Genomic DNA, 21,460 nt, shown 5'->3' with positions numbered 1-21,460 from the left:
TCAAAATCGCTGGAGCTGCATGACAAGGTCATCGGGCATTATCTGAACATAAAACACTATCAGTAAGTTGGAGTCATTACCGGCGCCATAGAAGAAATAGAAGCCACGGGATTCGGTATTCCGGTGTTTATTGCCACGCATAAAGAAGAAAGGGTTCCGGCTGAATTTCTGTCGCGTATTCACGGCGTTTTTGAGTACTCCGACACCAGCAATGCGTACTACGGACGCCAGCTTGAAGCGGCTGCGCAGAAGTACGAAACCCAGCTCCGCCCGCCGTTCTTCCGCGCGCTGGTCGATTACGTCCAGCAGGGGAACAGTGCGTTTGACTGCCCCGGACATCAGGGAGGCCAGTTCTTCCGCCGCCATCCGGCCGGAAACCAGTTTGTCGATTTCTTTGGCGAAACGCTTTTCCGCGCCGATCTGTGCAATGCCGACGTGGCAATGGGCGATCTGCTGATCCATGAAGGCGCGCCATGCATCGCCCAACAGCATGCGGCAAAAGTCTTTAATGCGGATAAAACCTACTTCGTGCTGAACGGCACCTCCTCTTCCAACAAAGTGGTGCTCAATGCCCTCCTCACGCCAGGCGATCTGGTGCTGTTCGATCGCAATAACCATAAATCTAATCACCACGGAGCACTGTTACAGGCAGGCGCGACGCCGGTGTATCTGGAAACAGCGCGCAACCCGTACGGGTTTATCGGCGGTATTGACGCACACTGTTTCGACGAGAGTTACCTGCGGGAACTGGTGTCAGAGGTCGCGCCTAGTCGCGCGCGGGATGAACGTCCCTTCCGTCTGGCGGTGATCCAGCTGGGCACCTACGACGGTACCATTTATAACGCCCGTCAGGTGGTGGATAAGATTGGTCACCTGTGCGATTACATTCTGTTTGACTCCGCCTGGGTGGGTTACGAGCAGTTTATCCCGATGATGGCCGACTGCTCACCGCTGCTGCTGGAGCTGAACGAAAACGATCCGGGCATTCTGGTTACCCAGTCGGTGCATAAGCAGCAGGCGGGCTTCTCGCAAACCTCGCAAATCCATAAGAAGGACAGCCATATAAAAGGCCAGGCGCGCTATGTCCCGCATAAGCGCCTCAACAACGCCTTTATGATGCACGCCTCCACCAGCCCGTTCTATCCGCTGTTTGCCGCCCTGGATATCAACGCCCGCATGCACGAGGGGCAAAGTGGGCGCAACATGTGGATGGACTGCGTGGTGACCGGTATCGAAGCACGGAAACTGATCCTTCAGAACTGTCAGTTTATTCGTCCGTTCGTGCCAGAGACGGTGGATGGCCGTCCATGGGATAGCTGGGATACGGCAGAGATTGCTACCGATCTGCGCTTCTTCCATTTTGTTCCGGGCGAACGCTGGCACGCCTTTGAGGGATATGCCGAGCATCAGTATTTTATCGATCCCTGCAAACTGCTGCTGACCACGCCAGGCATCAACGCCCGCACCGGCGAGTACGATGATTTCGGCGTGCCCGCCACCATCCTCGCAAACTTCCTGCGTGAAAACGGCATCGTGCCTGAAAAATGCGACCTCAACTCCATTCTCTTCCTGCTGACCCCGGCGGAGGACATGGGCAAATTGCAGCAGCTCGTCGCCCAGCTGGTGCGCTTCGAAAAACTGCTCCAGAGCGATGTGCCGCTGAAAGAGGTTCTGCCCTCTCTTTATAAGCAACATCCGGAACGTTATGCGGATTATACCCTGCGTCAGATTTGTCAGGAGATGCACGACCTCTATGCCCGCCATAACGTGAAGCAGCTGCAAAAAGAGATGTTCCGCAGGTCTCACTTCCCGCGCGTCATGATAAACCCGCAGGAGGCGAACTATGCCTATCTGCGCGGTGAGGTCGAGCTGGTGTCCCTGCGCGACGCGGAAGGCCGTATCGCCGCGGAAGGCGCGCTGCCTTACCCACCGGGGGTGTTGTGCGTGGTTCCGGGGGAAGTCTGGGGCGGTTCCGTGCTGCGCTACTTCGCCGCGCTGGAAGACGGGATCAATCTGCTGCCGGGCTTTGCGCCGGAGTTACAGGGGGTTTACGTCGAGGAGTGTGACGGTCGAAAACAGGTGCGCTGCTACGTCATCAAACAACCTGCCGCTCAGCCATCGCTGCTGAAAGGAGAAAAATTATGAGTAAGGCCAACAAGATGGGCGTGGTGCAACTCACTATTCTCACCATGGTGAATATGATGGGTTCGGGGATCATCATGCTGCCCACCAAGCTCGCTGAAGTGGGGACGATTTCGATTATCTCCTGGCTTGTTACCGCCGTGGGTTCGATGGCGCTGGCATGGGCCTTTGCCAAGTGCGGAATGTTCAGCCGCAAGTCCGGCGGGATGGGTGGCTATGCCGAATATGCGTTCGGTAAGTCCGGTAACTTTATGGCGAACTATACCTACGGCGTGTCGCTGCTGATCGCCAACGTGGCGATTGCCATTTCCGCTGTCGGTTACGGTACGGAGCTGTTTGGTGCGACGCTGACCCCGGTGCAGATTGGGCTGGCAACCATCGGCGTGCTGTGGATCTGTACCGTCGCCAACTTTGGCGGCGCGCGCATCACCGGACAACTTAGCAGCATTACCGTCTGGGGCGTGATCATCCCGGTTGTCGGCCTGTGCATCATCGGCTGGTTCTGGTTCAGCCCGACCCTGTACGCCAACTCCTGGAATCCGCATCACGTACCGTTCTTCACTGCCGTGGGATCGTCCATCGCCATGACGCTGTGGGCCTTCCTCGGGCTGGAGTCAGCCTGTGCGAATGCGGAAGTGGTGGAAAACCCGGAGAAAAATGTGCCGATCGCGGTACTCGGCGGGACGCTGGGGGCGGCGGTGATCTATATCGTCTCGACCAACGTGATTGCGGGAATTGTGCCCAACATGGATCTGGCCAACTCCACGGCGCCGTTCGGGCTGGCGTTTGCGCAGATGTTTACGCCGGAGGTAGGGAAAGTGATCATGGGACTGATGGTGATGTCCTGCTGCGGCTCGCTGCTGGGCTGGCAGTTCACCATCGCTCAGGTGTTTAAATCCTCGGCTGACGAAGGTTATTTCCCGAAAATCTTCTCCCGCGTGACCAAAGCGGATGCGCCAGTGCAAGGGATGCTGGCGATTGTCATCTTCCAGAGTGGTTTGTCGCTGATGACCATCAGCCCGTCACTGAACAGCCAGTTTAACGTGCTGGTCAACCTGGCGGTGGTGACGAACATCATTCCGTACATTTTGTCGATGGCGGCGCTGGTGATTATTCAGAAGGTGGCGAAGGTTGATCCGCGCAAAGCCCGTGCGGCCAATATTGTGGCGCTGATTGGTGCAATTTACAGCTTCTATGCGCTCTATTCCTCCGGCCAGGAAGCGATGCTGTATGGTGCGATGGTGACCTTTATGGGCTGGACGCTGTACGGTCTGGTGTCGCCGAGATTTGAATTGAAGAACAAGCACAGTTAGGTAAAAGCAAAACGGCAACCCTGAGGTTGCCGTTTTTAGTGTTTTCTCCCTCTCCCCGTGGGAGAGGGCCGGGGTGAGGGCATCAGCCCGCACCAAACACCACTTACGCGTTTTTCAGCACTTCGCTGACAATCTCTACCGCTTCTTTCTCAATCTGCTGACGATGCTCAGCGCCGAGGAAGCTTTCGCAATAGATTTTGTACGCATCTTCCGTACCGGATGGACGCGCGGCGAACCAGCCGTTTTCGGTCATCACCTTCAGGCCGCCGATGGATGCGCCGTTACCCGGTGCCGCCGTCAGACGCGCGGTGATCGGGTCACCTGCCAGGGTGCTGGCGCTGACCATCTCCGGAGAGAGTTTTGACAGAGCTGCTTTTTGCGCAGACGTGGCGCCAGCCTGGATACGGTTATAGCTTGGCGCACCAAAACGTTCCGCCAGCTCGTTGTAATGTTCCTGCGGGTTCTTACCGGTGACCGCGGTGATTTCCGCCGCCAGCAGGCACATGATGATGCCGTCTTTATCGGTTGACCATGGGGTGCCGTCGAAGCGCAGGAAGGATGCCCCCGCGCTCTCTTCACCGCCAAAGCCGAAGCTGCCGTCGTGCAGACAGTCAACAAACCACTTGAAGCCCACCGGCACTTCCACCAGCTTGCGGCCCAGCGCATCGACCACACGGTCAATCATGGCGGAAGAGACCAGCGTTTTACCCACCGCGACCTCTTTGCCCCACTGCGGACGGTGCTGGAAGAGATAATTAATGGCCACAGCCAGGTAGTGGTTCGGGTTCATCAGCCCAGCCGGGGTGACGATACCGTGACGGTCGTAGTCCGGGTCGTTAGCAAACGCCAGATCGAACTTGTCGCGCAGCGCCAGCAGGCCAGCCATTGCGCATTCGGAGGAGCAGTCCATACGGATCGCGCCGTCTTTGTCCAGGTGCATAAAGCGGAAGGTCTGATCGACGTGATCGTTCACGATGGTCAGATCCAGCTTGTAGTGCTCGGCAATGCGTTTCCAGTATTCAATACCGGAGCCGCCCAGTGGATCCACGCCCAGCTTCAGACCGGCTTTCTGGATAGCGGCCATATCGACGATATCCGCCAGCCCTTCCACGAACGGCTGAACCAGATCCTGCTCTTTCACGTGGCCGGAGGCCATGGCTTCATCCAGTGAGATACGCTTCACGCCGTTCAGACCGTTAGCCAGTAACGCGTTGGCGCGATCTTCCACCACTTTCGTGACGTTGGTATCCGCCGGGCCACCGTTTGGTGGGTTGTACTTGATGCCGCCATCTTCCGGTGGGTTGTGGGACGGGGTGATCACAATGCCGTCAGCCTGCGCGCCACCTTTTTTGTTGTGTACCAGAATAGCGTTAGACACCGCAGGCGTTGGCGTGAAACCGTTGTTCTCCTGAACAATCACGTCTACGCCGTTCGCCGCCAGCACTTCCAGCACGGAGATAAAAGCAGGTTCAGACAGGGCGTGGGTATCTTTCCCTACATAGCACGGACCGGTGACGCCATTTTTGGCGCGCTCTTCCGCGATGGCCTGAGCAATGGCCAGAATGTGCGGTTCGTTAAAGCTGTGGCGCGCCGCGCTGCCGCGGTGGCCAGATGTACCAAACTTCACTGCGTGTTCTGCGTTGCCCACCACCGGTTTCAGCACGTAGTACTGCGCGGTCAGTTGAGCGACGTTAATCAAATCGCGTTGTTGCGCAGGTTGTCCTGCACGGCTGTGATTTGCCATTGCCTGGTCCTTCTGATGCAAGGGTTAAATTGTACCGCAAACCTTTTCGATCAATTCCGCCGGGAACTGCATGGACTGCATGATATGTTCGATCATGCTGCACTTGCGGCCCGTATTGGTATTGGTGATCACCCAGTATGGCGTACCGGGAACGTGTTTGGGTTTGGTTTGGTTGCCATTTTGCAGCAAGGTCTGCTCGTCGCCTGCGAAATAAACGCGCGTGCGACCGTGCAGCGACTCTGTCGCTTCTGCAAATGCGTTGTTATCCAGTGAGTAAAGTGTAGACAGCACCAGCATAAAGCGGTTAACGGCCTTTTTCTGCTCGGCATATTCATCGGACAGCAGCAGCTCGCGCATCGCGCGCACTTTGTCCTTTGCCGGCATGACGGCAGGTTTTACTTGTGCAACAACGCTCGGCTGAGACACGACATCTTTAGTGACAGGAGTGGGCTGTGAGGCGGCGGAAATTTTAAGCATGCGCCGTAAAATGTCGGACGCGCTCTCCCCAATATGCCGCGTCTGGCTGGCAATATACTGATAGAGTTCGTCATCAACTTCGATTGTTTTCATCTTAATCCAGTGCGATATCTTATCTGAATACAAGTCGTTGAGATTATAAGGTCAAATCCCAACAGCGGATAGCGTCAAACCAGGTTGGCGGCAAAAGTCAGATTAAACTGGATCCTTGCCCCCGGGCGGCAGAATGGTCAACATGATACCCTAACCTGACAAACCTAAAAAAAGAACTTTGCCATGAAATTGAATACCCGAGCGCAAACTGCACAATCGCCGAACAATAATTCTCCCATCGTACTGGTTCACGGCCTGTTTGGTAGCCTGGATAATCTGGGTGTGCTGGCGCGCGATTTAGTGACCGATCACGAGATCCTCCAGGTTGATATGCGCAATCACGGTCTTTCAGGGCGCTCGGATGAGATGACCTACGCAGCCATGGCGCAGGATCTGCGGGACACCCTCGATGCGAATAATATTCAGAAAGCGACGCTTATCGGGCATTCAATGGGCGGTAAAGCGGTGATGGCGCTCACTGCGCTGGCACCTGAGCGAATTTCCGGGCTGGTGGTCATCGACGTTGCGCCCGTCAATTACGACGTTCGCCGTCACGATGAGATTTTTGCCGCCATCAATGCGGTCACCGAAGCGGGTGTCGCAACCCGCCAACAGGCGGCTGCCGTTATGCGCGAGCATCTTGATGAAGAAGGCGTGGTCCAGTTCCTGCTGAAATCGTTTGTTGACGGGCAATGGCGCTTTAACGTCCCGGTGCTGTGGGATCAGTATTCGCATATTGTGGGCTGGGAAGCCGTCCCCGCCTGGCCGCACCCTACCCTTTTTATTCGCGGCGGCAACTCCCCTTACGTCACTGACGCGTACCGTGACGCGCTGCTGGCGCAATTCCCGCAGGCTCGCGCTCACGTCATTGCGGGTGCCGGGCACTGGGTCCACGCGGAAAAACCGGATGCCGTCCTGCGCGCCATTCGCCGCTATCTTACTGATACAGCGAATTGATTAAAAAGCCAGCGACCAGAAGACGACGGGCTTCCAGTCGTTGGCGTGTGGATTTGGGTGATGTATGATGGCGCGCTTATCGCCCGGGCATTAGCAGGGCGGCGTGTTTCCCCCGAAGTCTCAGAATCATGGCCAAAGAACAAACGGACCGTACGACACTAGATCTGTTCGCGAATGAGCGTCGACCGGGACGACCGAAAACGAATCCGCTTTCGCGCGATGAACAGCTGCGTATCAATAAACGCAACCAGCTTAAACGCGATAAAAATCGTGGGCTTAAGCGTGTCGAACTGAAGCTGAATGCCGATGCCGTCGATGCGCTTAACGAATTAGCTGACGCGCGCAACATCAGCCGCAGCGAACTGATCGAAGAGATGCTGATCGCCCAGCTTGAGACGTTACGCGGCAAGGCGTGAGTCAGAAAATCCCCAATATTACCTTTTTCATGTAGCACAGAGTGCAGTCCTGCGTGATAGCTGTTTCCGCAGGGTTGCCTGTTCTGCTATTATTGCCCTTATCCGTGGACAATTTGCGCCACCATACCATTAAGTTTCAAGAGGTTATTTTACTCATGGCAATCATCGGCATTTTCTTTGGCAGTGATACCGGCAATACTGAAAATATCGCAAAAAACATTCAAAAACAGCTCGGTAAAGACGTTGCTGATGTGCATGACATCGCCAAGAGCAGCAAAGAAGATCTCGAGGGCTATGACATCCTGCTGCTGGGCATCCCCACCTGGTACTACGGTGAAGCACAGTGTGACTGGGACGATTTCTTCCCGACGCTGGAAGAAGTAGACTTCAACGGCAAGCTGGTTGCCCTGTTTGGCTGTGGCGATCAGGAAGACTATGCTGAGTATTTCTGTGATGCGCTGGGCACTATTCGCGACATCATTGAGCCACGCGGTGCGGCGATCGTCGGTCACTGGCCAACGGCGGGTTACCATTTCGAAGCTTCCAAAGGTCTGGCAGATGACGATCACTTCGTTGGCCTGGCCATTGATGAAGACCGTCAGCCAGAGCTGACCGCTGAGCGTGTAGAAAAATGGGTTAAGCAGGTTCGTGAAGAGCTGAACCTGGACGATATCCTTAACGCCTGATATCCCTGCGGCGCAACTCCGGTTGCGCCCGTTTTCCAGGTAAAACCGATTAAATTAATTGCTACAAACTTTTAACTTTTTCGCCCAGACCTGTACAATATCCCCCTGGTAAAAAGTGGGTGCCATCGAACAAGTTTGTTGGTGATACCACGTTTTTATAAGCATACTTTGCTTGAGACTTGCAGTTTTCATTTAGCCATGGCAGTTCTATAATGAGACGCATTATCCCAAGTGCATTTTCTGTCACTTCTTCTTTGGAAGTGAATCGTTTAGCAACAGGACAGATTCCGCATGACTGACAACAATACCGCATTAAAGAAAGCTGGCCTGAAAGTAACGCTTCCTCGGTTAAAAATCCTTGAAGTGCTTCAGGGGCCAGACAATCACCATGTCAGTGCGGAAGACCTTTATAAGCGTCTTATCGATATGGGTGAAGAGATTGGGCTGGCAACCGTCTATCGTGTGCTGAACCAGTTTGATGACGCGGGCATTGTTACTCGTCATAATTTCGAAGGCGGTAAATCCGTGTTCGAGCTGACTCAGCAGCACCACCACGATCACCTGATCTGCCTCGACTGTGGCAAGGTCATTGAATTTAGCGATGATTCCATTGAATCACGCCAGCGTGAAATCGCCGCCCGTCATGGCATCCGCCTGACCAACCACAGCCTGTACCTGTACGGTCACTGTGCTGAAGGTGATTGCCGCGAAAATGAACATGCGCACGACGCAAAATAAGTGAGTGTTCATACTCTGAGCCAGCCGTGAGGTTGGCTTTTTTTTGCCTGAAAAAAGCCCGGTGACGCTGCGCCACCGGGCGTAAAGCAACTTATTTATTGTTATTGCGTATCTCGTTCCAGATCTTATCGCAACGCTTCGCCACTTCCTGATCGTTACCGGTTTTACGCGCCTGAATACAGGCCTGGTAATCCATTACGCGAACGTTTTCCTGCGTGGCGAATTGCTCATGGGTTTTGTCTTTTTTCAGCACGTTCAGCACGCTTTGACAGGCCTCAATCTTCTCAGGTGAACCCTGTGCGGTATTGATGCAGGCGCTATACGCCTCCTTCAGACGGGAGTCTTCTTTCTGCGCCTGATCCTGCGCACACGCCACCAGCCCCGATGCCAGCAGCGCAACGATTACCATTTTTTTCATCATATGCAGTCTCCATGCTGGCGGGATCTCGCCCGCCAGCGTGTTCATCAGAAGATTGTAAATGGCGCAATGACCATGAATTTCACGTCACGTTCATCCTGGAAGATGTTGCCGTAGCCGCCCGCGTAGCTCGGGATATCGGAGTGGTTGTCATACTGGGTGAAGTGCAGTTTGAACATCGTGCCTTTCGCACGGCCCTCCTGAAGGGTGTAAATCGCATCCAGGCTGTATGAAGACTCTTTCAGACGGTAGTTTGGATCGTAGTACGCGTCTGGCGTTGCCATATCCCCGGGCTTCGCATCCCAGGCGTACGCGTAGGATGCTCCCACTGCCCAGCCGGGCAGGTTCCAGTTTTTCAGGTCATACATTGCCCCGAAGAAGACCGCCTTTTCGCCGTCGGCGTTAAAGTCAGAGCGGTTATCCCACCAGATATCCAGACGACCGTTAGAGGAGGCGTAGGTAGGCGTCATACGTTGCAGGAAGTAGCCCTGCTGCCCTTCTGCCTTGACCCATGTTCCCTCCAGACGCAAATCAACCTGACCTACCTTGTAGCCGAAGGTCAGCGCCTGTAACCACGCGGTGCCGTCATAGATATCATTTACGCTGCCATCACTGACCTTGTCGCGCGTACCGTAGAACTGATAGCTGGTGCTCAGCGGGCTACCCGCGATATCAAATTTGTAGCTGGCTTTAGCAAAGTACTGATCGATATAGCCTTCAGCCTGACCAAATGCAGCTTCCAGCACCAGATCGTTTTTAAAGTCGTACTTCGCTCCCAGCGAGTGGAGATAATCAACTTTGGTTTTTTTATCGTTCTGATAGAACTTGTCCATCTCAATGTGCCACGGCGCTTTGTACTCGTTGGTCCACATATAGGAGAAGCTCAACGCCCCCGCATCGCCGTAGTCAAAATTAGCACCGGCTTCCGCCCCCTGATAGGTGCCTGGCATAAAGCTCCAGTGCGGCGCTAACAGCGTCTGACCGGTTGGCTGGATATAACCTCCGCGCGCCCAGACCGGACCATATTTGAATTTTGCAGCCGCTTTATACAGGCTGATTCCGCTTTTATCGCCGGACCAGTCTTCGTCGTAGGCTTTATTGCTGGAGGAGAACGCAATTTCGTTCGGATGGCCGCTGTCGCCATTTTCGGCCATTTCAATTGCGGTGAACGCTGCAATATCGATCCCGAACATATCGGCGGCATATCCCGACTGGAAATCAAGGTTGGCGTTCCAGGTCGAGTGAGAAAGGTTGGTTTTGTATTTATCTTCAGTGACGTCTTTACGGTCACGCTCACGCTGCCAGTAATAAATACCGCCCGTGAGGGTGGAATCTTCGATGAAACCTGCTGCTTTTGCCTCTGGCGCAACCACCAGGCCCGACATTGCTGTCACACCGGCGATAGCCAGCGCCAGCGCACTACGTTTGCCACTGAACGTACGCATAGATTATTCCTCTTTGACGAATTAAAACGCCTTAAACGGCGAAAAACAGAAAAGACCAAGTGGTCAGGGGTAGTCAGAAATACCCTCGAATTAACTACCGTCTTTAGGTTATTTTTCGCGACGCGAATTATCAATGCTTTTAATCAGGCAAAAGTCAGGATTATGACGAAGAGCACATATTTCGTAGTGCTTTGTAACATTTACCGGGAAGCGAGTACTGGCGGGGGAATGCGCTAATTTTCAGTAAGTAACATTGATATTGTGAATATATTTTTCAGTGTTTCTGTTTTTGGAAAACAACAAACTTTTTTTAAATAAAATAAGTAGCACCACATTGACCTGGAATGTTGGGTTTAAATGATTATCCCGATGCTTAACGACATGATCGTTAAATAAAAAAACGCCGCATTACGCGGCGTTTGTTTCTCATTGACCAGAGCAGCGTTATTATTCGCCGATCTTAGTCCAGGTATCACGCAGACCGACGGTACGGTTAAATACCGGTTTTTCTGCCGTGCTGTAACGGCTGTCCAGGCAGAAGTAACCCTCACGTTCAAACTGGAACGCTTTACCGGCTTCAGCGGCTTTCAGAGACGGCTCGGCATACCCCTGCTTGATAATCAGAGACTCAGGGTTAATGACCGCCAGGAAGTCCTCCGCAGCGCCTGGATTAGGCACGCTGAACAGACGATCGTAGAGACGGATCTCAACCGGCAGCGCATGCTGCGCGCTCACCCAGTGGATTACACCTTTTACTTTACGACCATCCGCCGGATCTTTACTCAGCGTCTCTGCGTCGTACGTACAGAAGATGGTCGTGATGTTACCTTCCGCATCTTTCTCTACTCGCTCTGCTTTGATCACATAGGCGTTACGCAGACGCACTTCTTTGCCCAGCACCAGACGCTTGTACTGCTTGTTCGCTTCTTCGCGGAAGTCGGCGCGATCGATCCAGATTTCACCGCTGAACGGCACGTCGCGGGTGCCCATTTCCGGTTTGTTCGGATGGTTAGGCATCGAGACCTGTTCGCTTCCGCCCTGCGGATAGTTTTCGATAACCAGTTTCACTGGATCGATCACTGCCATCGCGCGCGGCGCGTTTTCGTTCAGGTCTTCACGAATGCAGGATTCCAGAGACGCCATTTCGATGGTGTTGTCCTGCTTGGTGACGCCAATACGTTTGCAGAACTCACGAATGGACGCCGAGGTGTAGCCACGACGACGCAGGCCAGAGATGGTCGGCATACGCGGGTCGTCCCAGCCTTCAACGTGCTTGTCGGTGACCAGCAGGTTCAGCTTACGCTTGGACATCACGGTGTATTCCAGGTTCAGACGAGAGAACTCGTACTGACGCGGATGCACAGGAATGGTGATGTTATCCAGCACCCAGTCGTACAGACGACGGTTGTCCTGGAATTCCAGCGTGCACAGAGAGTGCGTAATGCCTTCCAGCGCATCGCTGATGCAGTGGGTGAAGTCGTACATCGGGTAGATGCACCACTTGTTACCGGTCTGGTGGTGTTCAGCGAACTTAATGCGGTACAGCACCGGATCGCGCATCACGATGAACGGAGACGCCATATCGATTTTGGCACGCAGACACGCTTTACCTTCTTCGAAGCCACCGGCACGCATTTTTTCAAACAGCGCCAGGTTCTCTTCCACGCTACGATCGCGGAACGGGCTGTTTTTACCAGGCTGAGTCAGCGTACCGCGGTATTCACGGATTTCGTCAGCTGACAATTCGTCGACGTATGCCAGACCTTTGTTAATCAGTTCAACCGCGTAGGCATACAGCTGATCGAAATAGTCTGAGGAGTAGCAGATATCGCCAGACCAGTTGAAGCCCAGCCATTGCACGTCGTTTTTTATCGACTCAACGTATTCGATGTCTTCTTTTACTGGGTTGGTGTCATCGAAACGCAGGTTGCACTGCCCCTGGTAATCTTGCGCAATACCAAAGTTCAGGCAGATCGATTTGGCGTGACCAATGTGCAGGTAGCCATTTGGCTCCGGCGGGAAACGCGTGTGGACTGTGGTGTGCTTACCACTGGCCAGATCTTCATCGATGATCTGACGAATAAAGTTACTCGGGCGGGCTTCTGCCTCACTCATCGTGGATTCCTCAAAGCGTAAACAACGTATAACGGCATATGATCTTATAAGCCGGACGTAGTGACAACCCTTAAAACGTCCCGGAAGAAAATAATGGGGGCAATTGCTGCAAAAAAAAGCGGCGGAGGATATCCCCCGCCGCTAAAGGCATAACTCTACTCAGGAGCGATTACTTGCCTTTAATCTCATACAGTGGCGTCTGGCCTGCAACTACCTGCCCCTGCGCCTGGATCACCAGACCGCTGAAGTCGTCGATGTTGCTGCACACGACCGGGCTTATCATGGAGCGCGCGTTAGCATTCAGGAAGTCCAGATCCATTTCCAGAATCGGCTGGCCTGCCGCCACTTCAGCACCCTCTTCCACCAGGCGAGTAAAGCCCTGGCCGTTCAGCGCAACGGTATCGATACCCATATGGACAACGATCTCCGCGCCTTTTTCCGTTTCCAGGCAGAACGCATGGTTGGTGTTGAAGATTTTCACGATAGTACCGGCAGCCGGAGAGACCACGGTTTTGTCCGTTGGTTTCACCGCCACGCCGTCACCGACCGCTTTGCTGGCGAACGCTTCGTCAGGCACCTGTTCAAGCGCAACAACGTCACCTGTCACCGGAGAAACCAGCGCAGCGATGGTCACCGCATTTGGCACAGCCTGCGGTTTTGCAACCGGCGCGTCAGCTACTGGCGCGTTATCCGTTGAGGCGGCAGCGACCGGCCCACGGGCAACCACTTTTTTCATTTCATCGCCGATAGATTCGGCCTTCGCACCCACGATAACCTGGATGGTTTGTTTGTTCAGTTTCACCACACCAGACGCACCCAGGCGTTTGCACATTGCATCGCTCACGCGCGCGGAGTCACCTACGGTCAGACGCAGACGGGTAATACAGGCATCGATCGCTTTCAGGTTGTCGGTGCCACCCACAGCGGCAATGTAGCTGGTTGCCAGTTGGGTTAAACCCTCTTCGGTATTGCTGTTGGCTTCACTGGTCACAACATCATCTTTCGTATCTTCGCGGCCAGGCGTCTTCAGGTTAAACATACGAATAACCGCGCTGAACAGAACGAAGTAGATAACGAAGAAGATCAGGCCCATCACCATCAGGATCCAGACGTTGCTGCTTGCCGCCGGCAGGTTGTACATCAACACATAGTCGATGGCGCCTGCGGAGAAGGAGAAGCCAGCATGGATACCCAGAAGGGTGGCGACGAACAGGCTGATACCGGTCAGGATCGCATGCATCAGATACAGCAGCGGAGCCAGGAACATGAACAGGAATTCCAGTGGCTCGGTCACGCCGGTCAGGAAGGCGGTGATCGCAACGGAAAGCAGCATCCCGCCAACCATTGGGCGACGCGCTTTCGGCGCAGCCAGGTACATTGCCAGCGCCGCGCCAGGCAGACCAAACATCATGATTGGGAAGAAGCCAGACATGAACATGCCCGCGGTGCCGTCGCCTGCGTAGAAGCGGTTGATATCACCGTGGAATACCGCGCCGGCCGCGTTGGTGAACTCACCAATCTGGAACCAGGCGATGGTGTTCAGTACCTGATGCAGACCGGTTGGGATCAGCAGACGGTTAATGAAACCGAAGATGCCCGCGCCCATTGCGCCCGCAGACACGATCCACTCGCCACCCGCATGGATAGCATGCTGCACCGGTGGCCAAACGTAGCCAAAGATGGCGGCGAGGATCAGACAGAAAAAGCCCGTCGCAATCGGCACAAAACGTTTACCGCCGAAGAAGCTCAGGAAGTCAGGAAGTTTGATACCTGCCCAACGGTTGTACACGGCGCCACCCACCAGGCCAGTAATGATACCTGCCAGCACACCCATGTTGATTTCAGGATTGATGGTTACCATCGCTTTCGTGAGGATGAAGTAACCGACAGCCCCTGCCAGTGCCGCGGCACCCGCGCTGTCTTTTGACCAGCTTGACGCCACACCGATGGCGAAAATCAGCGCCAGGTTGTCAAAAATTGCGCCGCCTGCCTGGGCAATAAACGGCACGTTAAGAAGATCGGGTTGCCCGAATCGCAGCAGCAATGCTGCAACCGGTAGCACGGCGATAGGGAGCTGCAAAGCCCTACCGAGGCGCTGGAAAAAACCTAAAATATTCATCCTATTCCCCCTACGAGACCCTTTGTTAAGACTCGCGCATAAACTATGTTTTTATTGTGTCACGAACGATAGATACAGTTGATGATTCACTGGCAGTGTGAGTGTGTGAAAAATTAATTCGTACCGCAAATTAAACACCTATTTTTTGTGATTATTGTCACCAAATATCGTATTAAACCCTCCCTGTCACTGGCTAACGACGAAAACTTATTTTATCATTCAAAAAATCAAGACGGATTGATCCGGCCTGAAAGGTTCCAGGTTACGCTTAGTTCAGGTTGCACTAATCATCCGCCCACTTTTACTTAAACTTTAGAGGTGAATAATGAGACTGATTCCCCTGGCAACAGCTGAACAAGTCGGAAAATGGGCTGCTCGTCATATCGTTAATCGCATCAACGCGTTCAAACCAACAGCCGATCGTCCTTTCGTTCTCGGTCTTCCAACCGGCGGCACGCCCCTGACCGCTTATAAAGCTCTGGTTGAAATGCACAAAGCGGGCCAGGTTAGCTTTAAACACGTTGTGACCTTCAACATGGACGAATATGTCGGCCTGCCAAAGGAACATCCGGAAAGTTACCTCAGCTTTATGCACCGTAATTTCTTCGATCACGTTGATATTCCGGCTGAAAACATTAACCTGCTGAATGGAAACGCGCCTGATATTGACGCAGAATGCCGTCAGTATGAAGAAAAAATCCGTTCCTACGGTAAAATCCACCTGTTTATGGGCGGCGTAGGCAACGATGGTCATATCGCGTTCAACGAACCGGCATCTTCACTGGCTTCCCGTACCCGTATTAAAACGCTGACCCATGATACGCGCGTGGCTAACTCCCGCTTCTTTGACGGAGACGTCAATCAGGTGCCTAAATACGCGCTGACCGTGGGCGTGGGCACGCTGCTGGATGCCGAAGAAGTGATGATTCTGGTGCTGGGCGCGGTGAAAGCGCAAGCGCTTCAGGCTGCCGTTGAAGGCAACGTGAACCATATGTGGACGATCAGCTGCTTACAGCTGCATCCAAAAGCGGTTGTCGTGTGTGACGAACCGTCCACCATGGAGCTGAAAGTGAAAACGCTGAAATACTTCAACGAGCTGGAAGCTGAGAACATCAAAGGTCTGTAATTGAATAACCGCCTCTTTTATCCGGGGCGGTCGCTTTTTTTAACCGGGGGTCGATATGTACGCTTTAACCCACGGTCGGATTTATACCGGCCATGAAATTCTGGATGACCATGCGATTGTAATCGCCAATGGCCTGATTGAACGTGTTTGCCCGCTGGCAGAACTGCCGCCGGAGATCGAACAGCGTTCACTCAATGGAGCTGTAATCTCCCCCGGTTTCATCGACGTACAGCTTAACGGCTGCGGCGGTGTCCAGTTTAACGATACCCCAGAAGCGGTGACGGTTGAAACGCTGGAAATTATGCAGAAAGCCAACGAGAAATCGGGCTGCACCAGCTATCTGCCAACGCTGATCACCAGCAGCGATGACCTGATGAAACAGGGTATCCGCGTCATGCGCGAATACCTGGCAAAACATCCGAATCAGGCGCTGGGCCTGCACCTGGAAGGGCCCTGGCTGAATATGGTCAAGAAAGGCACCCATAACCCAAACTACGTGCGCAAACCGGATGCCGAGCTGGTGGATTACATGTGCGCCAATGCCGATGTGATCACCAAAGTGACGCTGGCCCCGGAAATGACCGGCACGGACGTTATCAGCAAACTGGCCGCCGCCGGGATTGTGGTATCTGCGGGCCATTCGAACGCGACGCTGAAAGAGGCGAAGGCCGGTTTCCGCGCAGGCATTACATTTGCCACACACCTTTATAACGCGATGCCCTATATTACTGGCCGCGAACCGGGACTGGTTGGCGCAATTCTGGATGAACCAGACGTCTACTGCGGCATTATCGCCGACGGCTTGCATGTCGATTACACCAACATCCGCAACGCCAAACGCCTGAAAGGCGACAAGCTCTGCCTGGTGACGGATGCTACCGCTCCGGCAGGAGCGAATATTGACCAGTTCATTTTTGCTGGTAAAACAATATACTACCGGAATGGACTGTGTGTGGATGAGAACGGCACGCTGAGCGGTTCTTCTCTGACGATGATCGAAGGGGTACGTAATCTCGTTGAACATTGCGGCATCGCGCTTGAGGAAGTGCTGCGCATGGCCACGCTTTATCCGGCGCGCGCCATTGGCGTCGATAAACAGCTCGGTGGTATTGCGCCAGGTATGGTTGCAAACCTGACGGCGTTCACACACGATTATAAAATTATTAAGACCATCGTTAATGGTAACGAGGTCGTCACTGAGTAAGTAAAAGTATGACACCAGGCGGACAAGCTCAAATCGGTAATGTCGATCTCGTTAAACAACTTAACAGCGCGGCAGTTTATCGCCTGATTGACCAGCACGGGCCAATCTCACGCATTCAGATAGCCGAACAAAGCCAGCTTGCTCCCGCCAGCGTGACAAAAATTACACGTCAGCTTATTGAGCGCGGCCTGATCAAAGAAGTCGATCAGCAGGCCTCCACCGGGGGCCGCCGCGCGATTTCCATCGTCACGGAAACCCGCAATTTTCAGGCCATTGGCGTTCGCTTAGGACGTCATGACACCACGCTTACGCTCTACGACCTGAGCAGCAAGGCCATTGCCGAAGAGCATTACCCCCTTCCTGAGCGCACGCAGGAGACGCTTGAACATGCGTTACTGAATACCATTGCGCAGTTTATCGAAAGCTGTCAGCGCAAGATCCGTGAACTCATCGCCATCTCGGTGATTTTGCCCGGCCTGGTTGACCCGGAAAGCGGCGTTATTCGCTACATGCCGCATATTAAGGTAGAGAACTGGGGGCTGGTTGAGGCGCTGGAAAAGCGCTTCAAGCTGACCTGCTTTGTTGGTCACGATATTCGCTCGCTGGCGCTGGCGGAGCACTACTTTGGTGCGAGCCAGGACTGCGAAGACTCTATTCTGGTGCGCGTTCACCGTGGTACAGGTGCGGGCATCATCTCGAATGGCCGCATTTTTATTGGTCGTAACGGTAACGTAGGCGAGATTGGTCATATCCAGGTGGAACCGCTTGGCGAGCGTTGCCACTGCGGTAATTTTGGCTGTCTTGAAACCGTTGCCGCCAACGCCGCCATTGAACATCGCGTTCGCCATCTGCTGGAGCAGGGTTACCAGAGCCGCGTCACGCTGGACGATTGTAAGATCGGCACCATCTGCAAAGCGGCAAACAAAGGCGATGCGCTGGCTTGCGAAGTGATCGAACAGGTAGGACGCCACCTGGGTAAGACCATCGCCATTGCCATCAACCTGTTTAATCCGCAAAAGGTGGTGATTGCCGGCGAGATCGTTGAAGCCGAAAAAGTGTTACTGCCCGCCATTGAAGGCTGCATCAATACCCAGGCGCTGAAGGCATTTCGCCAGAATTTGCCGGTGGTGCGATCTACGCTCGATCACCGCTCGGCAATTGGCGCATTCGCCCTGGTAAAACGTGCCATGCTGAACGGGATCCTGCTGCAACATTTGCTGGAATCCTGATCGGATCTTATAGTAACGCCTTCTTTTTTTGATGTCGGATTGTCCATGACCATTAAGAATGTAATTTGTGATATCGACGGCGTGCTGATGCACGACAACGTTGCCGTGCCGGGTGCTGCGGAGTTTCTTCACCGCATCATCGACAAAGGAATGCCACTGGTTCTTCTCACGAACTACCCTTCACAGACTGGTCAGGATCTGGCAAACCGCTTTGCTACTGCGGGCGTCAACGTCCCGGACAGCGTGTTTTATACCTCTGCGATGGCGACCGCGGATTTCCTGAAGCGTCAGGAAGGCAAAAAAGCCTATGTCGTTGGCGAAGGTGCGCTGATCCACGAGCTGTATAAAGCGGGCTTCACCATCACCGACGTGAACCCGGACTTTGTCATCGTGGGCGAAACGCGCTCCTTTAACTGGGAGATGATGCATAAGGCAGCCTACTTTGTCGCCAACGGTGCGCGTTTTATCGCCACCAACCCGGACACGCACGGTCGCGGTTTTTATCCCGCCTGCGGTGCGCTGTGTGCCGGTATCGAAAAAATCTCGGGCCGTAAGCCGTTTGTTGTCGGTAAACCGAGCCCGTGGATTATCCGCGCCGCACTGAATACGATGCAGGCACACTCAGAAGAAACCGTCATTGTGGGCGACAACCTGCGTACCGATATTCTTGCTGGCTTCCAGGCGGGGCTTGAAACCATCCTGGTGCTTTCTGGCGTTTCACAGCTTGATGACATTGATACGATGCCGTTCCGGCCAAGCTGGATTTACCCCTCTGTCGACGAAATCGACGTTATTTGATTCAGAACCACGCCTCAGGGCGTGGTTTTTCATTTCTGCTGTCTGAAAACATCACTTCATCTAACGAAATCAGCTCTTCATTGAGAAATCATCAATATAATTGCTTAAGGCATACACTTTTTTTAAGATTCGGCAATTGCCATTGCACTTTTTACGTTTTCATCGGTAAAACGCTTGCGCCCCCTCCCCTTTTTGCGGCATTTTCATAAGCAAGCAACATCACAACGCAACAGGGTTAACGGAGAAGGTTATGTGTTCTATTTTTGGCGTACTGGATATTAAAACTGACGCGGGCGAACTGCGTAAAAAAGCACTCGAATTGTCCCGCCTGATGCGCCATCGCGGTCCGGACTGGTCAGGCGTTTACGCCAGCGATAAAGCGATTCTGGCTCACGAACGTCTCTCCATTGTTGATGTCAACGCTGGCGCACAGCCGCTGTATAACGAGAAAAAAACGCACGCTCTGGCTGTTAACGGTGAAATTTACAACCATCAGGCGCTGCGCGCCGAGTACGGCGATCGCTACGCGTTTCAGACCGGCTCAGACTGCGAAGTGATCCTGGCGCTGTATCAGGAGAAAGGCCCGGAGTTCCTCGACGACCTGCAAGGTATGTTCGCCTTCGCCCTGTACGACAGCGAAAAAGACGCTTACCTGATTGGCCGCGACCATATTGGTATTATCCCGCTGTACATGGGACACGATGAACACGGTAACTTCTACGTTGCCTCAGAAATGAAAGCCCTGGTACCGGTATGCCGCACCATCAAAGAGTTCCCGGCAGGTAGCTACCTGTGGAGCCAGGACGGCGAGATCCGCCCGTACTACCAGCGCGACTGGTTTGATTATGAAGCGGTGAAAGACAACGTGACGGACAAAGCCGAACTGCGTCAGGCGCTGGAAGAGTCAGTGAAAAGCCACCTGATGTCAGATGTCCCCTACGGTGTACTGCTCTCCGGCGGTCTGGACTCCTCCGTGATCTCCGCGATCACCAAGAAATTCGCCGCACGTCGCGTGGAAGATCAGGAGCGCTCTGAAGCCTGGTGGCCACAGCTGCACTCCTTTGCCGTGGGTCTGGAAGGGGCACCTGACCTGAAAGCCGCCCAGGAAGTGGCGAACCATCTTGGCACGGTGCACCATGAAATTCACTTCACCGTACAGGAAGGTCTGGATGCGATCCGCGATGTGATCTATCACATTGAAACCTATGATGTGACCACCATTCGCGCCTCCACGCCGATGTATTTGATGTCGCGGAAGATCAAAGCGATGGGCATCAAGATGGTGCTCTCCGGCGAAGGTTCTGACGAAGTGTTTGGCGGTTACCTCTATTTCCACAAAGCGCCAAACGCCAAAGAGCTGCATGAAGAAACGGTGCGTAAGCTACAGGCGCTGCACATGTTTGACTGCGCGCGCGCCAACAAAGCGATGTCCGCCTGGGGTGTGGAAGCCCGCGTGCCGTTCCTCGATAAGAAATTCCTCGATGTGGCGATGCGCATCAACCCACAGGACAAAATGTGCGGCAACGGCAAAATGGAGAAACATATCCTGCGTGAATGTTTTGAATCCTACCTGCCGGCGAGCGTGGCGTGGCGTCAGAAAGAGCAGTTCTCCGATGGCGTAGGCTACAGCTGGATCGACACCCTGAAAGAGGTGGCGGCGAAACAGGTTTCTGATCAACAACTGGAAACTGCGAGCTTCCGTTTCCCGTACAACACGCCAGCCTCGAAAGAGGCGTATTTGTACCGTGAGATCTTTGAGGAGCTGTTCCCGGTTCCAAGCGCAGCCGAGTGCGTACCGGGTGGTCCTTCGGTCGCCTGCTCTTCTGCTAAAGCCATTGAATGGGATGAATCCTTCAAAGCGATGAACGATCCGTCAGGACGCGCGGTGGGCGTTCACCAGTCTGCTTATAAATAATGTCCAGACTATAATCAGGCCCTCCGGGGCCTGATTTTTTTGCCTCTCTTTTCCCGGCATAAAATCGATTAATAACCAATAATTGTCGAATATTCGGCCTCACTGTTCGCAACCTAACCAAACAGTCACATTCCGGCTATTTTCATTGAAAAAGGTGTTGACGCTGCAAGGGTCTATACGCATAATGCGCCCCGCAACGCCGATAAGGTAACGCGAAAAAAAGATGGCTACGTAGCTCAGTTGGTTAGAGCACATCACTCATAATGATGGGGTCACAGGTTCGAATCCCGTCGTAGCCACCATCTTTTTTGCGGGAGTGGCGAAATTGGTAGACGCACCAGATTTAGGTTCTGGCGCCGCAAGGTGTGCGAGTTCAAGTCTCGCCTCCCGCACCATTCCCAGGTAAGCGTTGCACGGATGGGGTATCGCCAAGCGGTAAGGCACCGGTTTTTGATACCGGCATTCCCTGGTTCGAATCCAGGTACCCCAGCCATATTTCTTCGATCATGCGGTTCTCCGCGGTAT

At 53.8% G+C, this 21,460-nt stretch carries 17 protein-coding genes, 3 tRNA genes and 1 pseudogene; 15 read left to right on the top strand and 6 right to left on the bottom strand.

Annotated features, from left to right (window positions below):
• From ACOTYB_RS06040 to potE, 3 genes and pseudogenes are all read left to right on the top strand, one after another.
• A partial coding sequence (locus ACOTYB_RS06040) for an IS1 family transposase (protein ID WP_421765773.1) occupies nucleotides 1-66 on the top strand: 66 nt, incomplete at its 5' end.
• A 15-nt stretch (nucleotides 67-81) separates the two neighbouring features.
• A pseudogene (gene speF / locus ACOTYB_RS06035) lies at nucleotides 82-2,145 on the top strand (ornithine decarboxylase SpeF); the annotation flags it as partial.
• Complete coding sequence (gene potE / locus ACOTYB_RS06030; RefSeq protein ID WP_003858648.1) at nucleotides 2,142-3,455, top strand: putrescine-ornithine antiporter; 1,314 nt, start codon at nucleotides 2,142-2,144, stop codon at nucleotides 3,453-3,455. The pseudogene speF and the gene potE, both read left to right, overlap by 4 nt.
• A gap of 103 nt (nucleotides 3,456-3,558) precedes the next feature.
• Here the strand turns inward: potE and pgm are convergent, their stop codons facing one another.
• Together pgm and seqA are read right to left on the bottom strand one after the other, a co-directional pair.
• Complete coding sequence (gene pgm, locus ACOTYB_RS06025) at nucleotides 3,559-5,199, bottom strand: phosphoglucomutase (alpha-D-glucose-1,6-bisphosphate-dependent) (protein ID WP_409248780.1); 1,641 nt, start codon at nucleotides 5,197-5,199, stop codon at nucleotides 3,559-3,561.
• Nucleotides 5,200-5,223: 24 nt separating this feature from the next.
• The gene (gene seqA, locus ACOTYB_RS06020; protein WP_003858650.1) at nucleotides 5,224-5,769 is read right to left on the bottom strand and encodes a replication initiation negative regulator SeqA; all 546 of its coding nucleotides are present in this window, start codon (nucleotides 5,767-5,769) and stop codon (nucleotides 5,224-5,226) included.
• Between the two features lie 183 nt (nucleotides 5,770-5,952).
• Here seqA and ybfF point away from each other — a divergent pair, with 183 nt between their 5' ends.
• The 4 genes from ybfF (at nucleotide 5,953) to fur (ending at nucleotide 8,566) form a co-directional block, all read left to right on the top strand.
• Entirely contained in the window at nucleotides 5,953-6,726 is a 774-nt protein-coding gene (gene ybfF, locus ACOTYB_RS06015; RefSeq protein ID WP_047054205.1) for an esterase, read from the top strand.
• 128 nt (nucleotides 6,727-6,854) lie between these two features.
• Nucleotides 6,855-7,142 carry a LexA regulated protein gene (gene ybfE, locus ACOTYB_RS06010; protein WP_003858652.1) on the top strand — a complete coding sequence of 96 codons (288 nt, stop codon included), beginning with the start codon at nucleotides 6,855-6,857 and terminating at the stop codon, nucleotides 7,140-7,142.
• Nucleotides 7,143-7,297: 155 nt separating this feature from the next.
• The gene (gene fldA / locus ACOTYB_RS06005; protein ID WP_003858653.1) at nucleotides 7,298-7,828 is read left to right on the top strand and encodes a flavodoxin FldA; all 531 of its coding nucleotides are present in this window, start codon (nucleotides 7,298-7,300) and stop codon (nucleotides 7,826-7,828) included.
• Nucleotides 7,829-8,119: 291 nt separating this feature from the next.
• Nucleotides 8,120-8,566, top strand: coding sequence for a ferric iron uptake transcriptional regulator (gene fur / locus ACOTYB_RS06000; protein WP_003858655.1), 447 nt, complete (start codon nucleotides 8,120-8,122; stop codon nucleotides 8,564-8,566).
• 91 nt (nucleotides 8,567-8,657) lie between these two features.
• Here fur and chiQ read toward each other — a convergent pair whose 3' ends face one another.
• The 4 genes from chiQ to nagE all read right to left on the bottom strand — a co-directional run bounded on the left by chiQ (nucleotide 8,658) and on the right by nagE (nucleotide 14,663).
• Nucleotides 8,658-8,984, bottom strand: coding sequence for a ChiQ/YbfN family lipoprotein (chiQ, locus tag ACOTYB_RS05995; RefSeq protein ID WP_045342298.1), 327 nt, complete (start codon nucleotides 8,982-8,984; stop codon nucleotides 8,658-8,660).
• A gap of 47 nt (nucleotides 8,985-9,031) precedes the next feature.
• On the bottom strand, nucleotides 9,032-10,429 hold the full coding sequence (gene chiP, locus ACOTYB_RS05990) for a chitoporin ChiP (protein WP_023315635.1): 1,398 nt from the start codon (nucleotides 10,427-10,429) through the stop codon (nucleotides 9,032-9,034).
• A gap of 447 nt (nucleotides 10,430-10,876) precedes the next feature.
• Nucleotides 10,877-12,544 carry a glutamine--tRNA ligase gene (glnS, locus tag ACOTYB_RS05985; protein ID WP_023315634.1) on the bottom strand — a complete coding sequence of 556 codons (1,668 nt, stop codon included), beginning with the start codon at nucleotides 12,542-12,544 and terminating at the stop codon, nucleotides 10,877-10,879.
• Between the two features lie 169 nt (nucleotides 12,545-12,713).
• On the bottom strand, nucleotides 12,714-14,663 hold the full coding sequence (gene nagE, locus ACOTYB_RS05980) for a PTS N-acetyl glucosamine transporter subunit IIABC (protein ID WP_003858662.1): 1,950 nt from the start codon (nucleotides 14,661-14,663) through the stop codon (nucleotides 12,714-12,716).
• Nucleotides 14,664-14,988: 325 nt separating this feature from the next.
• Between nagE and nagB the strand changes: the two genes are divergently transcribed.
• The 8 genes from nagB (at nucleotide 14,989) to ACOTYB_RS05940 (ending at nucleotide 21,428) form a co-directional block, all read left to right on the top strand.
• A complete protein-coding gene (gene nagB, locus ACOTYB_RS05975; RefSeq protein WP_409248779.1) occupies nucleotides 14,989-15,789 on the top strand; it encodes a glucosamine-6-phosphate deaminase in 801 nt (266 codons plus the stop codon).
• Nucleotides 15,790-15,844: 55 nt separating this feature from the next.
• The gene (nagA, locus tag ACOTYB_RS05970; RefSeq protein WP_045350550.1) at nucleotides 15,845-16,993 is read left to right on the top strand and encodes an N-acetylglucosamine-6-phosphate deacetylase; all 1,149 of its coding nucleotides are present in this window, start codon (nucleotides 15,845-15,847) and stop codon (nucleotides 16,991-16,993) included.
• An 8-nt stretch (nucleotides 16,994-17,001) separates the two neighbouring features.
• Nucleotides 17,002-18,222: a DNA-binding transcriptional regulator NagC gene (gene nagC, locus ACOTYB_RS05965; RefSeq protein ID WP_003858665.1), complete on the top strand. Its 1,221-nt coding sequence runs from the start codon at nucleotides 17,002-17,004 to the stop codon at nucleotides 18,220-18,222.
• Between the two features lie 45 nt (nucleotides 18,223-18,267).
• The gene (nagD, locus tag ACOTYB_RS05960) at nucleotides 18,268-19,020 is read left to right on the top strand and encodes a ribonucleotide monophosphatase NagD (protein WP_003858667.1); all 753 of its coding nucleotides are present in this window, start codon (nucleotides 18,268-18,270) and stop codon (nucleotides 19,018-19,020) included.
• Nucleotides 19,021-19,270: 250 nt separating this feature from the next.
• Complete coding sequence (asnB, locus tag ACOTYB_RS05955) at nucleotides 19,271-20,935, top strand: asparagine synthase B (protein WP_003858669.1); 1,665 nt, start codon at nucleotides 19,271-19,273, stop codon at nucleotides 20,933-20,935.
• A gap of 225 nt (nucleotides 20,936-21,160) precedes the next feature.
• Nucleotides 21,161-21,237 (top strand) — tRNA-Met (locus ACOTYB_RS05950).
• Nucleotides 21,238-21,245: 8 nt separating this feature from the next.
• Nucleotides 21,246-21,330, top strand: a tRNA-Leu gene (locus ACOTYB_RS05945).
• 23 nt (nucleotides 21,331-21,353) lie between these two features.
• A tRNA-Gln gene (locus tag ACOTYB_RS05940) sits at nucleotides 21,354-21,428 on the top strand.
• The last annotated feature ends 32 nt before the right edge of the window (nucleotides 21,429-21,460 follow it).

This window comes from Enterobacter cloacae complex sp. IR5450 (assembly GCF_049238665.1).
Classification (GTDB): domain Bacteria; phylum Pseudomonadota; class Gammaproteobacteria; order Enterobacterales; family Enterobacteriaceae; genus Enterobacter; species Enterobacter hormaechei_C.
The sequence above is the reverse complement of the archived record's forward strand: the minus strand, read 5'-3'. Positions and strand labels throughout refer to the sequence as shown.

Coding starts and splice junctions, on each gene's coding strand:
- potE (WP_003858648.1), top strand. CDS start 2,142: ATGAGTAAGGCCAACAAGATGGGCGTGGTGCAACTCACTATTCTCACC.
- pgm (WP_409248780.1), bottom strand. CDS start 5,199: ATGGCAAATCACAGCCGTGCAGGACAACCTGCGCAACAACGCGATTTG.
- seqA (WP_003858650.1), bottom strand. CDS start 5,769: ATGAAAACAATCGAAGTTGATGACGAACTCTATCAGTATATTGCCAGC.
- ybfF (WP_047054205.1), top strand. CDS start 5,953: ATGAAATTGAATACCCGAGCGCAAACTGCACAATCGCCGAACAATAAT.
- ybfE (WP_003858652.1), top strand. CDS start 6,855: ATGGCCAAAGAACAAACGGACCGTACGACACTAGATCTGTTCGCGAAT.
- fldA (WP_003858653.1), top strand. CDS start 7,298: ATGGCAATCATCGGCATTTTCTTTGGCAGTGATACCGGCAATACTGAA.
- fur (WP_003858655.1), top strand. CDS start 8,120: ATGACTGACAACAATACCGCATTAAAGAAAGCTGGCCTGAAAGTAACG.
- chiQ (WP_045342298.1), bottom strand. CDS start 8,984: ATGAAAAAAATGGTAATCGTTGCGCTGCTGGCATCGGGGCTGGTGGCG.
- chiP (WP_023315635.1), bottom strand. CDS start 10,429: ATGCGTACGTTCAGTGGCAAACGTAGTGCGCTGGCGCTGGCTATCGCC.
- glnS (WP_023315634.1), bottom strand. CDS start 12,544: ATGAGTGAGGCAGAAGCCCGCCCGAGTAACTTTATTCGTCAGATCATC.
- nagE (WP_003858662.1), bottom strand. CDS start 14,663: ATGAATATTTTAGGTTTTTTCCAGCGCCTCGGTAGGGCTTTGCAGCTC.
- nagB (WP_409248779.1), top strand. CDS start 14,989: ATGAGACTGATTCCCCTGGCAACAGCTGAACAAGTCGGAAAATGGGCT.
- nagA (WP_045350550.1), top strand. CDS start 15,845: ATGTACGCTTTAACCCACGGTCGGATTTATACCGGCCATGAAATTCTG.
- nagC (WP_003858665.1), top strand. CDS start 17,002: ATGACACCAGGCGGACAAGCTCAAATCGGTAATGTCGATCTCGTTAAA.
- nagD (WP_003858667.1), top strand. CDS start 18,268: ATGACCATTAAGAATGTAATTTGTGATATCGACGGCGTGCTGATGCAC.
- asnB (WP_003858669.1), top strand. CDS start 19,271: ATGTGTTCTATTTTTGGCGTACTGGATATTAAAACTGACGCGGGCGAA.